Origin of the sequence: Paraburkholderia sp. Cpub6 (assembly GCF_014201065.1) — a bacterium.
Lineage (GTDB): Bacteria > Pseudomonadota > Gammaproteobacteria > Burkholderiales > Burkholderiaceae > Paraburkholderia > Paraburkholderia tuberum.
Map to the genome: position 1 here is coordinate 160,244 of NZ_JACHDM010000009.1, position 14,219 is coordinate 174,462.

Genomic DNA, 14,219 nt, shown 5'->3' on the forward strand with positions numbered 1-14,219 from the left:
GAAGTTCATGACGTCTGGCGTTGCGGAACACCTTCTTGAGGCTCACTCCGTTCCCGCAGGCGCGCAAACACGGCGCTCAGAGAGTCTGGCTGTCGAGGAACGGTGACAGGTTCGGGATTGAACTGAAGGACCGGCTGTTCGGGGGCGGCTTGCGATACCGGAAGAGATCCGGACACGGCAGCGGGGACGGCTGGCGCAATCAGTTGCGGCGGCGCGGCGGGTGCCACTTCAGTCACATCGGTGGGAAGAACGGCTTCAGCCTCGCGAGCCGAGTCGTCCCGGGTCGTGTCCCCTGGCGACGAGGTGGTCTGCATGGACCAACGCCCACGCGAACCTTGCCCCTGCTCTATTCTTTCTATTTCTTGATAATGCGACGGGCTCACGCCCAACATCTGGAAGAGATTCGAAATGTCTGATGCACTGCTCATACGCCATCCCCGTCGAACTGGCCATATTGTTTGTTGCAGACTGCACCGCGTACCATCGGGCAATTTGCTGTAATTTTTACTTACGGAATAAGGATAACCATTATTCGTTACATCATTGCGTCCGCCATAATAATTCCCAAATCGTGAGGCGGCACCGTTGATACACTCGCCCTTTAGAGACCTCTTCAGGAGAGCCGCGCCCAGGTCTTGTTTTTCAGCCAAGGCAACCGAGGGCCCCGCCGCTGCGGTACGAGCGTGTAACTCATGAGATACCCTTGCGCTCAGGATGAGCGGCGCGTATTGTACAGCGGAACTTAATGCGTGGACCCAAATAATTCCAATCTATATATCGGCTATTCCAGAGCAAAGTTAAGCGTTTTAATTGTTAAATATGGTCAGTCAAACGTTTGCTTTTTATTGGGCGTCCGATTATTCCCGAATTTGCGCTGGGAATCGGTTTTGAAAAGCGCGCCGTGGTATTGCCCTTGAGGTCATTGTCAAGAAATCGCCCCGGATCTGTTCGAGCACTGGCATACGAGGGCCGACGTCGGAAATGTAACGCGGGACCGGTCGATAATCGCGTCGTACGTCTATCAGGACGTGAAGAACGTCAAGGCAAACGACATGCGACGCGCTCCAGCATCGCTCGTATTCGCAGCGGTCCAGGCTTCACGCCGAGTTTGTCGGCAAGTTGCACGAGCGGCAGAAAGCGCCGCTGCAATTTTTCTCTGTGATTCTGCGCGATGTCCGCTATCCGGTGCTCAAGAAACGGATTGAGTAGGCGCTCGCGTAACTCGACGAGATAGGCGAGAGCCTGCTCGCGCTGACCGAGGACCGCAAATGTCGGGAGCACTTCTTCCGCCCAGACAGTTTCCAGGCTGGCGCGTAGTATCGGGTCGTTCATTGCCTGACATACGGTCTCGTCAACCGGTCGGCGGTCCTCTAGCCACCGCTCCGCCAGATAGCTGTGACCGAGATTGAGCAGGAACAACTTCAGGCGCTCGAAGTGCTGCAGATCGTCAGTCAAAACGATGTTTTCATGGGTGCAGGGTAGAACCAGCCCCGGCTGCTGCTCAATCGCCCAGAGCGCATACGGTTCGGCAACGGCGCCCACCGGTTCGATCGCCTGCGAAACGATGCGGTCGACGAGCGAATTGGCCCATATGCAACGCGTTCGAAGGTAGGTAGTGAACGGCTCCGGCAGCCGCCATTTTACCGCGAGAGTCACGACAAGTTCGCGCAACGTATCGCCGTTATTGACCACGAGTTCGCATGGAAAAAGGGAGAGCGGCGCATCAGGGTTTCGTTCCCAACGGGCATGAAGCAACACCAGCAGCTTGGCCGGAAAGCTCTGTGGCACGCGCTCCGGATGATTCACGAGCGTCGCGGTATCCCGGTCATCAAGCCGGAATCCCCTGTCTCCCGTATTGGAAACAATCACTTCGACGTGCTCTGCCACGGCGTCTCGCACTTGTGCCCAATGAGACTCGGCGTGCCATGCTGCGCGCACCGCGTTGCCGCTCAGCATTTCGTCCACCAGCACTCCGTGACGCATACCTCGAACCCGTACCGGATATCGCCCGCCCTCTGCCAGCGCTGCAATACGCTTCTGACTGGACTCGCTGCTGGTGGTCTGCACGACTGTAATGCCACCGAGCGCGGCACCCCGCGTCATGGCTTCCGAAACAAACAGGTCGACATGCGCCTGAAGAAAGCGGCTAGTGCCGAACTGGAGAATTGGCTGGCTCATGGCAAATATCCGATATGCGTCAGAGTCAGCATTCGATGATGGCTTTCACTACACCTGCGGACGGTTCGAGCAGTTTCGAAAATTCGGCAGGAACATCGGCAAGCTTCATCCGGTGCGTGTTGAGTGCCGCATCGGGCACCTGACCGGCGCGCATGGCCCTGAGCACAGTTTCGAAATCTTCCGCAGTCGCATTGCGGCTTCCGATCAAGGTGGCTTCGCGCTTGTGGAACTCCGGATCGGAGAAAGTGATCTTGTCTCTCACCACGGAAATCAACACGTATTTCCCGCCGTGCGCAATAAACTCAAAGCCGCGCTCCATGGCAGCCGGATTACCCGTCGCATCGAAGACCACATCGAAGAATTCGCCGTCGGTGAGTTTCGCCAGCTCGTCGACGTCGGTATCACTGATTTGCACAGTAGCCGCCACTTCAATTTTCTCAGCGCAGAAGTTGAGACGATCGAGCCGTGTATCGAGCGCCGTCACCGTGGCCCCGCGCAGACGTGAAAAGATCATTGCGGCCATACCGATCGGACCTGCACCGACCACCAGCACGCGCTGTCCCGCCTGAACGTCCGCGCGACGAACCGCGTGCGCGCCAATGGCGAGAAACTCGATCATTGCCGCCTGATCGAGCGTGATTCCTTCAGCCTTGTGAACGAACTGACGCGGCAGACTTAGATACTCCGTCAATGCGCCATCACGATGCACGCCCAGTACCTGAATGTTCACGCAGCAGTTCGTTTTTCCGTTCCTGCAGGCAATGCACTGACCGCATGACAGGTAGGGCATCACGTAGACCGGGTCGCCGGCGTCCAGGCCGGAATCCGTGTCGGCTTCTTCGACCGTGCCCGACAGTTCGTGTCCCATCACGCGGGGATAGGCGAGAAATGGCTGATTGCCGGTAAAGATGTGCAGGTCGGTGCCGCATACGCCGACGCGTCGCACGCGTAGCAACACTTCGCCGCGATCGCGCGGTGGCCGTGAGCGCGTCTCAGCGCGTAGTACGCCGGGAGTTTCACAAATAATAGTGAGCATGAGGTTTCCTTTTTCAGCTACAGAACCCGCGAAGCCATAGTGCGGTTTCGATGCGAGCCCGGTTAATCTGTTTCTTCATGGCGAGGTCAAACGAGTGCCGTGTCGAGACAACGCTATTCGAGGTAAAAGATCTCTTCCATCTGTGCCCAGTGTTCCGACGGCGCACGACTCACCAACGGTTTCTGGCACGGGCTGCACAGGCTCCACCAACGTTGTGTTTCCGGGTCGCTCGCAATCTCGGCCATATCGCTTTCATAGTCGGTTCCGACGTATTCCCAGTAACCAAACAACAGGTTCTCGGGCTCCCGCAGGAAAATCGAGTAACGGGTGACATTCGAGCGTTTCAGGCGATCGAGCACCGTCGGCCACACCTGCGCATGCAAGCGTTTGTATTCGTCGATGTGCTGCGGATCGATACCGATGACCATTCCCATTCGTTGCACTACACTCTCCCTATTCTTCGAGCCGGTAGAAGCGATAAGCGTTGCCGCCGAATACAGCGTCTTTGTCCTCATCGCCCGCATACCGGTCACAGTAATCTTCACAGGCGGCAAGCCAACCGGCGTAGTCGCCGAAATGTGTCGCGAGGTGCCAGAAATGGTGATGTGCGTCGATGCGCAGGCTCACTCGACCACCTCGGGCACAGGTGCGGTGTCCGCGATCAGACCGTCCGACTTCAGCTCCTGCCACAATCCGGCTGGCAGCGCCTGCTCAAACCACGCGACGTTCTGCTGGAGTTGTTCGACACTGCGCGCGCCCACCACGCACGACACAACCGCAGGATGCGCAAGCGGAAACTGCAGTGCCGCGGCGGGTAGCGGAACCTCGAATTCGCGGCAAACCTCAGCCAGCCGGTTGACGCGCGACACGACACCGGCGGGGGCGTCCCCGTAATTGAACTTGCCGTTACCTGCCAGCACGCCAGAATTGAACACACCGCCGACCACGATCGAATTCCCATACCGTACGCAATTGTCGAGAAACGGCGCGAGACAATCCTGCTCGAGGAGGGTATAGCGGCCCGCCAGTAACGTCACATCGAGCTGTAATTCCTGCATGGCTTCATGCGCGACCTGCCACTCGTTCACGCCGAGGCCGATGGCTTTGACCACCCCTGCGTTGCGCAGCGTGTCGAGCGCGCGGAAACCGCCCCCTTCTGTCAGCTGTTTCCAGAATTCGACGTTTGCATCCCCATGTGTCATTCGACCGATGTCATGCACATACAGCAGATCGATCTGCGCAATACCGAGACGCTGCTGGCTGTCTTCGAAAGACCGCATGACGCCGTCGAAGCTGTAGTCGTAGTGCGGCCGGAAAGGAAGCGGCTCAGCCCAGCCGTCGTCGCCGCATTGAACAGTCGGATCCGGCCGAAGAAGCCTGCCGACTTTCGTACTCAGCACGAACTCGTCGCGTGGCCGCGCTGACAACGCGTTGCCCACGCGGCGTTCCGAAAGCGTGTAGCCGTAGAACGGCGCAGTGTCGAAATAGCGCAGACCGAGCGACCATGCTTCGTCCATCAGCGCGCGCGCCTGTTCCGGCGGCATCGTGCTATACAAGCCGCCAAGTTGCGAACAGCCCATACCCAGTGCGCTCAGTTGCACCCCGGCACGCGACACCTCACGCAGATCACTTGCTTTCATCAGGAATTCCGTTCCCAGGGATTCATTGCTGGATGTTCAACGCTTCACAGCGCGTCTTGAGTAGCGCTGGACTCAAGGGCGGACAACGCCGTCTGGCGTCGTCCGCATCGCGCTTCAATACAAGACATTCTTCGCGGCGGGCTGATCGATGTTGTCCTTCTCGACCATCACGACACCGGTATCCAGTTGCTTCGTAACCGGTTTGTGTTCGATGACATCCACCGCCGTTTTGACACCCTTGTAGCCCATCTGATACGAGCCCTGGACAGCGATGGCCTGGATGGTTCCGTCCTTGATGAAGCCCTGGAGGTCCTGGTTGCCGTCAAAGCCGATCGCGACGATCTTGCCGGCTTTCCCGGACTGCGCCAACGCGCGCCCCATCCCCACAGCAGTCGGTTCATTTGCACCGAAGATACCCTTCAGATCCGGATTGGCCGACAGCACGTCGGTCGTCTGATTGAGCGCGGTTGCCATCTGCGACTGCGAGTAGAACGGTCCGACAATCTGCAGCTTCGAGTGCTGCGCGAGATACTTCCGGAACCCACCCACGCGGCCAATCTCGGAACCCGCGCCGGCGACGTACGACATCACAGCGACTTTCCCCGTCTGTCCGACACGGTCGATCATCGCTTTCGCGCACAACTCACCGGCCTTGACGTTATCGGTCGAGAGAAACGACTGGTAATACTGCTTGCCGGAATCGGACACGAGCGAATCGATCAGGACGACCGGAATTTTTGCCTCCCAGGCCTTCTTCATTGCCGGGATCAGCGCGTCGGGATCGGACGGCGCGAGCACGATCGCCGCGACATGCCGGTTCACCGCGTTCTCGACCATATTGACCTCGTCCGCCACGGCTGACTCGGTCGCCGGCCCCTGAAACGTCATCGTGTAGCCGTTCAGCCCTTTCATGCCCTCCGTTGCACCCTTTTGCACGTTCTGCCAAAAATTCGAGTTGGCCGTCTTGACGATCACGGCGATCTCTCCGCCCGCCGCATTCGCGTGCGCCGTCACTGCGGTCAAAAGTGCGGCGGCCAATACCAGATATGTCTTCCTCATGTCTCACTCCTTGGGTTGGTGATTGCACTGCTTTGTTGGACTTCTCGAATGGCTTCATTCGATGTGCTTCATCGTCGGTTTCTGACCTGGTCGATCCAGACCGTGCCGAGAATGACCAGTCCGATGATGATTTGCTGGATGAAACTCGATACGCCGTTCATGTTCAGGCCATTGCGCAGCACGCCGATCACAAACGCACCGATGGCCGTACCGGAGATCGTGCCTACACCGCCCATCAGGGACGTCCCGCCAATCACGGCGCTGGCGATCGCATCGAGTTCGTACATGACGCCTTCGTTTGGTTGCGCCGTGACGAGGCGCGACATCAGCACGCAGCCCGTCAGACCGGCGAGCACGCCGGACAGCACATAGGTAAACAAGGTGACGCGGCGGACATTGACGCCGGAGAGTCGCGCAGCTTCGGCATTCGATCCGACTGCGTAGATGTGGCGGCCAAGCGAGGTGCGCGTCAGCATGATCGACACGGCCACCGCCAGCACGACCATGATGATCACGGGATACGGGATCCCCGGAAATACCGTATCGGGGAACCCGTCTGCTCCGATATGCGAGATGCGGAACAATGCGCCATTTCCGAGTTCGCCGAACGCGTCGCCGAGTCCCGAAACCGGGCGCGCGCCAGTGATCTGAAGCGCGAGACCACGCGCGACCAGCATCATGCCGAGCGTGGCGATAAAAGGCGGCAGACCCATACGCGTGACGCACAGGCCATTAACGAATCCGCACAGGCCGCCCACCACGACGCCGCCGAGCATGCCGAGAGGGATCGGCACGCCAGCCTTGACGAGCAACGCGGCGACCACACCAGACAGCGCGAGTACGGAACCCACGGACAGGTCGATTCCGCCCGTAATGATCACGCAGGTTGCCGCCACGCCGAGATAGGCGATCGACGTCACCTGCAAGGCCACTGTCATGCCATTGTCGACCGAGAAGAAAGCGGAACTGGTCAATGAAAAGACGGCCACCAGCATGATCAGACTGCCGAGCGCGGCAAATTTCTGAATCAGGTCGCGACGCCGGAGCTTCGCGCTGGTGTCGACAGTAGTGGTCTGTTCGGATGTTATTTCAAGCATGATTTCGTCCCGATGCGAAGTGCATGATTTCTTCCTGATTGGTGTGGCGCGTCTCCAGGATCGTGGCGATCTGGCCTTCGTGGAATACCGCGACGCGATCGGACATGCCGAGAATTTCAGGCAATTCCGAACTGATCAGCACAACGCCGATGCCCTGCGCGGCGAGCTGGTCCATCAGCGTGTAGATCGCGTATTTCGCGCCGACATCGATCCCGCGCGTGGGCTCGTCGAAAAACAGAATCTTCGATTCGCGAAACAGCCATTTGCCGATGACAACCTTCTGCTGATTGCCGCCGGACAGGTTGCGCGTGAGTTGATGGACCGTCGGCGTGCGGATCCCGAGCGTTTCGACGTAACGCTGTGCGATGGCCGCTTCTTCGGCGAAACGAATGAAGCCGGCGCGACCCGACACCGCCTCGATATTGGCCAGCGTGATGTTGGTCGCGACCGGCATCTTCAGCGCGAGACCGTCGCTCTTGCGGTCTTCCGACAGATACGCGATACCGTGGTGAATCGCATCGATAGGCGAGCGAATCGAGAGGCGCTCGCTCCCCATATGAATCTCGCCGCCGTCCGGTTGGTCAGCGCCGAAAATCGCCCGTGCCACCTCGGTCCGGCCTGCGCCCATCAAACCGGCAAAGCCGAGAATCTCGCCTCGCCTCAGTTCGAACGAAACCGGCCCAAATGCCGGTGCGCGCGACAGATTGTCGACGCGCAGCAGCACGTCCTGCGTCGGAACCGAGCGGCGCGGCGGGTACGCATCGTTCGGCGCCCGGCCGACCATTCGCGCAACGATTTCATCCATGCTGGTCGCCGCGAAATCGTCGGTTGAAATGTGATGTCCGTCGCGCAGCACCGTCACGCGGTCGACAATCTGCTTCAGTTCATCGAGACGATGAGAGATGTAGACAATGCCGACCCCGCTCTCGCGCAACTCCTTGATGATCCGGAACAGGTGCATGGTTTCGGATTCCGTGAGCGACGAAGTGGGTTCGTCCATGATCAGCACCTGGGCGTCGAGCGAGAGCGCCTTGGCGATTTCGACCATCTGTTGCTGGGCGATCGACAGCGTCCCCACCAGCCTCGTGGGCGGCAACGACAATCCAATGCGGGCGAGCGCGCGCTGGGCGTTCCCATTCAGTCGTGCGCGATCGATGAACGGCCCGCGTTTGGGCTCGCGTGCCAGGTAGATGTTTTCCGCAATCGACAGGTGGGGCACCAGGTTCAGTTCCTGGTGAATGATCGCAATGCCTGCTTCCTGTGCCTCGAGTGAGGACGCGAACCGCCTTTCCATGCCGCGAAAAACGATCGTGCCGGCATCCGGCTGGTATTGCCCGCTGACGATTTTCATCAGGGTTGACTTGCCAGCGCCGTTTTCGCCACAAATCGCGTGCACTTCGCCGCGGCGCAATTGGAAGTGCACGTCCTCCAGTGCAACGACACCGGGAAACCGCTTGCCCAGTCCGCTCAGTTTCAATAGCTCCGGGGGTTCCTTTAACGCGAAGCCGTCCACCACGCGCGGGGCCAGGTCAGTGCTCAGATCTGTCACACGTGTCTCCTTCTTTTGTGTAGAGGCGCTGCCGTCGGTCAGGCCAATCTGATGCAGATTAAAGAATAAACGGCGATTTTGGTCAAGCCAATTTGCAAGATACTTCTTCCGGCCTTACCAAGGGCAAACCCGAACTGTTCCTGTGAAATGCGCTGAAAACCTTGTCAGGCTTGCGTGGTAGACTTTGATCGCTGGTCGACAGACGACCCGGGCCATTTATCCTTCCGGCAGCAAAATGAAACAGACCGAGCCAAAGCGGCTTTACCAATTAGTCGCCGACCAGATTCGCGGCCTCATCCACGGAGGGGATTTCCCGCCGGGGTCGAGACTGCCGCCGGAGCGCGAGTTGTCGCAGCAACTGGGTGTTTCGCGCCCGTCTCTGCGCGAGGCGTTGATCGCACTGGAAATCGGCGGCAGCGTCGAGACCCGCATGGGTTCGGGCGTCTATGTGCTCGAAACCGCAAACGAACGTGAAGAGTCACTGGCTGTATTAGGCGAAAGTCCGACGGAAATCATGCAGGCCCGGGCCGTCATCGAAGGCAGCCTCGTCGTGCTCGCCAGCACGCGGCTTACGGCCGGCTCTCTGGACCGGTTGCGGCGCAGCCTGGATGCGATGCATCGCCTCGCCTCTGCCGGCAAATCTCCTGTGGAACCGGACCGGCAATTCCACCTGATCATCGCGGAAACGGCCGGCAATACGGTGTTGAGCCGGTATGTGGCCGATCTGTTTGACGCGAGGCGCGATCCGATCGGGGCGAGGATTAGCGAACTCGTCGAAAATACGGCCACATGGATGGCTGCGGTTGAGGAGCACGAAAATGTTCTGCGTGCACTGCAAGCAGGAGACCCTATTGCTGCAGAAGCGGCGATGCGATCGCATCTGAAATCTTCTGAAGAGCGTTGGGTCGGAAGTGACATCAAGAAAGTTGCACCCAACGATGCCGACGGTAAAGCTGGCCGCGTGCGACTGGGTTGAGTTGCGAAGTCGACCGGTTAGAGCTTGCGCCGAAATTTCAAGCGCGTGACCACCACGTGGCACATGGAGGACTGGTTCGGCCTGTTCCTTCAGCTCGGCCAGTTCCCTGCGCAATCCTGACCATCGCCGTGAGGCCCACCATGAAAGCAGCGCTCGTCGCCACAACGTAACGGCGTTCGACGATATTGATAACCGTTGAACATCAATGCTTCAAAAAATTGCACTTCTCGTTCGGGGCGTCTTGAGCAAATATCGATGCTCAAGAAGTTCATAAACGCGTCGACAGAGAACGCATCGGAGACAGGCGCGAAACGCAGAACAGCGTTTCGCCGCATTCCAGTGCAACCCGGTCACGGGTGCCGCCAACGGTAGCCGATGCCCATCTCGCATGACCCACCTCGCGTTGTGAATCCTGCCGCCGCTTTCAAGCGAGTCCACGGCAGATGAGCATTTCGCGCCTTCCGCAGCGAGCTAAGCGAACTCAATACCTGCTTCATTCGTCATTGCCTTGAATTTCAGGAGACACTCATATGCAGATCACCGGAATGTTGCACGGCGCGCGCCTATTGCAATTCGTCGGATTCCCGGCTAGCGAAGTGCTGGGGCCGAGCGCCAGCGAAGAGGAGATAAAGTCGCTGATCGACCGCCACGGGCAGGTTTTTATCAAGCCGGTATTCAAGGGCGGCGTGGGCAAGAAGGGCAAGGCCGGGTTGCTCGGGCGCGCGACAGATCTCAAGACGGCGCTCGCCGAGAAAGAGCGGCTGTACTTCGCCGAGCACGTCGTGGGTCATGTAAGGGCCAAGGCGAACGGCGTCACGTTCGAAGCAGGCGTACCGGCCAAACATGAAGTCTACTTCTCGATCACCGATTCCACCCGCTTTCGCGCTCCCACCATGACGCTGTCGCACGCGGGTGGCATGGACATCGAAGAGGTCGATCCAAAGCACGTCGCAATGGTGCCCTTTGATGCATTGACCGGCCTGAAGGCGTTCGTCGTCGCGAATGCGTTGAGCGAGATCGGCGCGCCGCGCGAAATCATTTCCCCGCTCGTGCAGCAATTGCCGAAGCTCTGGGAGCTCTTTCACAACTTCGGCATGACGACGCTCGAACTGAATCCGATCCGCATGCGCGAGGACAAGAACGGTCGGCTCACACCCGTGGCCTGCGACTTCAAGTGCGGGTTCGACCGTGACGACCCGCGCTTCTCGCGCCTCGGCCTGCCTGCTCACCTGTTCGCTGCCGACTACTCAGACTTCGAGCAGGAGATCAACCAGCTTCGCACGCACCAGGGTCAAAGCGATGTCTATGTGATCAATGACAAGGGAACGATCCTCGCGCCCACGTTCGGCGGCGGGGCCAACTCGCTCGTCACGGAGATGTTGGGCGACGCAGCCATCATCTCTTCGGATTTCGGCGGCAATCCTCCCTACGAGAAAATGAAGGAAGTGGCGCGCATCTGCTTCCGGCATTGGCTGAAGCAGTCCAACGTACTGTTCATCATTGGCGGCAAGTCCAACAACACCGATATCTACGAAACACTGCGCGCGATGGCCGATGCGCTACGCGAGCACTTCAGCGAGCACGGTCCCACCCCGCTGTATGTCGTCCTTGGGCGCGGCGGTCCAAACCTTGTTCGTGGCATGTCGGCACTGCGCGACACCTGTGATTCGCTCGGCCTTCCCTATCGCCTGTTCGGCTTTGACTCCGACATCAGCGAAGTGATCCAGTACGCACGGAAGGCCGATGCGTGGATGCAATCGGGAGGACGCGCGCAGGTCGCAGCGCGCATCGGCGCGCGTCAGACGCAACCGCAGACGGATACGGCAGAGGCGTAAGGAGATCGACATGATCAAGCAAGGCAATAATCATTTCAGGTATTTCGTCGGCATCCAGTCGCTTGCACAAATAGTCACGCGCGAGGACCGCGTTTGTGTGCTCAACATTCTGGGAGGCGAGTCGTCGGACGTGACGCCGGTGAGCCACGCGTTTTCCGGTGGAAATATCGTATTCGGCACTGCGCCTGGCAAGCGCGGGCAGGTGCTCGTGACGCCTGCCGGCGACATCCCCGTCTATAACAACGTGCGCGAAGGCCTCGAAGCCGGGCATCGTTTCAATTGCGGCGTCGTCTATCTGCCGCCGTCGGCCGCGCGCGATGGGGTGGCCGAACTGATCCGCGTCAATCCCGATCTGCGCAAGATTTTTATCATTACGGAGAAGATCTCCGTGCACGACGCCCGGGAAATTCGCGCGATGGGCCAGCAAGCAGGCATCGACATTTTTGGCGCGAACGGGCTGGGCGTCGCGGACTCCTGGCAGCGGGTGCGCATCGGGGGTGCGCTCGGCGGCGATGATCCCGGCGCAACTTTGCGGCGGGGCTCGATCGCGATCTTTTCCAACTCGGGCGGTTTTAGCACCACCATTGCGCAATATCTGCGCATGAGCGGCTGGGGTACATCGACCGTCGTATCGAGCGGCAAGGACGTCTACATCCACTATGCGGCGCCGGAGTTCGCCTTTGCCCTCGCCAACGACGCGCGCAGCAAGGCTGCCGTACTGTACTGCGAGCCGGGCGGCTACTACGAGGCCGACGCCACATTTACGAAACCCGTCATTGCCTGCGTGGTAGGCCGCTGGAAGAGTCGTCTGACGCGCGCGGTGGGGCATGCGGGCGCAATGGCGGGCGGCGCCGACGATGCTCTTGCAAAGGAGCGTTGGTTCATGGAGAAGTTCGGCGTCGAGCGTCTTTTTACGCCGGACGATCCATGCTGCTCGGTGAAGGGCGCCGTTGTGACAAACATCGCGCACATTCCCGCCGCGCTCACCGCAGTGATGCGCGCGAACGCGACGATGCCCGACTTTGAGCCGGAAGGCAGCCTCTCGCTCAAACCGTGGTTTGGCTCGGATCAGGGGATCGAACTGCCAGACGACCTCGCCCTGCCGGTCGTGGAAGCAGTCGCGCCGTACAACGAACAGATTACGCGGGCGAACAGCCAGATCGGCGCAATCCCGCCGCGCCAACCCTTGAAGGACGCTTCGGGCGCCTCACAGATGGACGCAAAAACGCAGGTGAGCAGCCTGCACGGGGTATCCATGCTCGAAGCAGCGACGCACTCGCTTGAGGAGAACATCTGCCTCGCGCTGTTGCGGGAGTTCGGCGGGGCAAACGACACAAAGCTCATCGACGTGGCTGTTGGCGCTGCAGTGAATCTGCACGGGACACCAGAACTGGCGGCCGCGCAGGCTTCGCGCGAGGCGGGCAATGCGCCCAACGCCGTGCTCGCGGCCGCGGCGGCGATCGTCGGGCCGAATCGCCAGCGTGCTGCGCGCGAGGCGGCAGCACTGATGATCGACCGCTTCGCGACAGCCAGGCTCACGGACGCGTTCGACGAGACCTTTGATGTCAATGCCGTCCACACCGCGGACACTGCAGCGCTGTTCTGCGATGAACCCGATCCAGAGGCGCAAGCCATGCTGGGCGGGCTCGCCTCGCGCAACGTAAGTTCCGCAATCATCCGATGGCTGTCGTGTGGCCCGGGACATCCGCGCCCGGAAGCAGTACTCGCGGCGATCACGACGACACTCGCCTGGGGCCCGCTCATGCGCAAGCGGATCTCCCGCCTGACCGCAGAAAGCTTACCGTGGTGGACAAAGCTCTTCGGCACCATGATCGGCGCCTCAGCGGACGCCTCGCAGCACGGCCCGGACGGATTTTGCGGCTACGCCACCGAAGAATTACTCGGCGAACGCACTCTGACGGAAATCGCCTTCGCAGCGCTGCTAAACCTGAAACCGACTGTCGACGACCTTTTCGCGTTCAAGACCCTTGTCGGTTTGCTGCTCACGAACGGACCCGGCGCCATTTCGGCGCAAGGCGCAAAGGGCGCAGTATCTGCCGATGGCCCAGAAAGTCCCGAACGGGTGCAGCTAAACAAGGCTCTGGCGGGGTTCCTCACGCACACTGGATATACGCATGGCGGCAACGGCTACGAAGGCATTGCGTTCCTCAACGAGGCGTTCCGCAGCAGCGGCCTTGAAGATCCGACCGATGCTCGTCATACCGTGGACCTCGAAGCGCTCGCCCGGCGCTCCGTCGAGCGATACGCGCAGTACAAGACGCGCCAGAAGCAGTTGGGGAGCCTCGATATTGCGAAACTTCCGGGTGTCAATCATCCGGTCTTCAAAGACAAGCCGGTGAACCACGACCCGCGGGAAATCTTCATCGCCAACCTTTATGAAGCCCGCGGCGAGTACAACGCGTTTCATGCGTTTTACCGTGTGCTGGTGCAGGCTTTGTTCGACGCAGGCGTCTCGCGCAATGTCTATTGCGTCAATGTCGATGCCGTGATTGCCGCGTTGCTGTTGAAGATGCTGTGGCAGCCGCTCAAGCGCGGGGAGTTCAGCGAGGCGGACCTTGAAACGGCCGCGTTCACGATCTTCCTCTATCCGCGCATGCTGGGCTGCGCTGCGGAAATTGACGATCATTTGAACCGCGGACGCAATATGGACACGCGTACGGCCGCTTCCCAGTGTCGTTTCGTGGCCTGACCGCTGGCCTCTGATGGTCGCCGCCACGCGCTGGCGCACAGCTAACGCGCGGCGGCGAAAAAGGGGCCGCCGATTGATAACCATTCGACTTCAATCGTTCAGAAGATTGCACTTATCGTTTTATTGGCCACGGGCCAAA

At 59.8% G+C, this 14,219-nt stretch carries 12 protein-coding genes; 3 read left to right on the forward strand and 9 right to left on the reverse strand.

Annotated elements, in window-relative coordinates; genetic code table 11:
* Positions 1-5 precede the first annotated feature (5 nt).
* The 9 genes from bcsR to HDG33_RS17990 form a co-directional block, all read right to left on the reverse strand.
* Positions 6-428 carry a BcsR/BcsP family cellulose biosynthesis protein gene (gene bcsR, locus HDG33_RS38255; protein WP_409259033.1) on the reverse strand — a complete coding sequence of 141 codons (423 nt, stop codon included), beginning with the start codon at positions 426-428 and terminating at the stop codon, positions 6-8.
* Positions 429-1,038: 610 nt separating this feature from the next.
* Positions 1,039-2,178: a mannitol dehydrogenase family protein gene (locus HDG33_RS17955; RefSeq protein WP_184031613.1), complete on the reverse strand. Its 1,140-nt coding sequence runs from the start codon at positions 2,176-2,178 to the stop codon at positions 1,039-1,041.
* Positions 2,179-2,203: 25 nt separating this feature from the next.
* The gene (locus HDG33_RS17960) at positions 2,204-3,214 is read right to left on the reverse strand and encodes a zinc-binding alcohol dehydrogenase family protein (protein ID WP_184031621.1); all 1,011 of its coding nucleotides are present in this window, start codon (positions 3,212-3,214) and stop codon (positions 2,204-2,206) included.
* Positions 3,215-3,327: 113 nt separating this feature from the next.
* A complete protein-coding gene (locus tag HDG33_RS17965; RefSeq protein WP_221311446.1) occupies positions 3,328-3,642 on the reverse strand; it encodes an L-rhamnose mutarotase in 315 nt (104 codons plus the stop codon).
* A gap of 25 nt (positions 3,643-3,667) precedes the next feature.
* Positions 3,668-3,841, reverse strand: coding sequence for a hypothetical protein (locus tag HDG33_RS17970; protein ID WP_184031630.1), 174 nt, complete (start codon positions 3,839-3,841; stop codon positions 3,668-3,670).
* Positions 3,838-4,854, reverse strand: a complete 1,017-nt coding sequence (locus tag HDG33_RS17975) for an aldo/keto reductase (RefSeq protein WP_184031632.1) — start codon at positions 4,852-4,854, stop codon at positions 3,838-3,840. Before HDG33_RS17975 ends, HDG33_RS17970 begins: the two co-directional genes overlap by 4 nt.
* Positions 4,855-4,968: 114 nt before the next feature.
* Entirely contained in the window at positions 4,969-5,913 is a 945-nt protein-coding gene (locus HDG33_RS17980; RefSeq protein WP_184031634.1) for an ABC transporter substrate-binding protein, read from the reverse strand.
* A 68-nt stretch (positions 5,914-5,981) separates the two neighbouring features.
* Positions 5,982-7,010: an ABC transporter permease gene (locus tag HDG33_RS17985; protein ID WP_184031637.1), complete on the reverse strand. Its 1,029-nt coding sequence runs from the start codon at positions 7,008-7,010 to the stop codon at positions 5,982-5,984.
* On the reverse strand, positions 7,003-8,550 hold the full coding sequence (locus HDG33_RS17990) for a sugar ABC transporter ATP-binding protein (protein WP_260330473.1): 1,548 nt from the start codon (positions 8,548-8,550) through the stop codon (positions 7,003-7,005). The genes HDG33_RS17985 and HDG33_RS17990 overlap by 8 nt, the downstream gene beginning before the upstream one ends.
* Before the next feature lie 244 nt (positions 8,551-8,794).
* Between HDG33_RS17990 and HDG33_RS17995 the strand changes: the two genes are divergently transcribed.
* The 3 genes from HDG33_RS17995 to HDG33_RS18005 all read left to right on the forward strand — a co-directional run bounded on the left by HDG33_RS17995 (position 8,795) and on the right by HDG33_RS18005 (position 14,080).
* A complete protein-coding gene (locus tag HDG33_RS17995) occupies positions 8,795-9,535 on the forward strand; it encodes a FadR/GntR family transcriptional regulator (RefSeq protein WP_184031639.1) in 741 nt (246 codons plus the stop codon).
* 530 nt (positions 9,536-10,065) lie between these two features.
* On the forward strand, positions 10,066-11,370 hold the full coding sequence (locus tag HDG33_RS18000) for an ATP-grasp domain-containing protein (RefSeq protein WP_184031646.1): 1,305 nt from the start codon (positions 10,066-10,068) through the stop codon (positions 11,368-11,370).
* 10 nt (positions 11,371-11,380) lie between these two features.
* A complete protein-coding gene (locus HDG33_RS18005; RefSeq protein WP_184031653.1) occupies positions 11,381-14,080 on the forward strand; it encodes a CoA-binding protein in 2,700 nt (899 codons plus the stop codon).
* Positions 14,081-14,219: the final 139 nt, after the last annotated feature.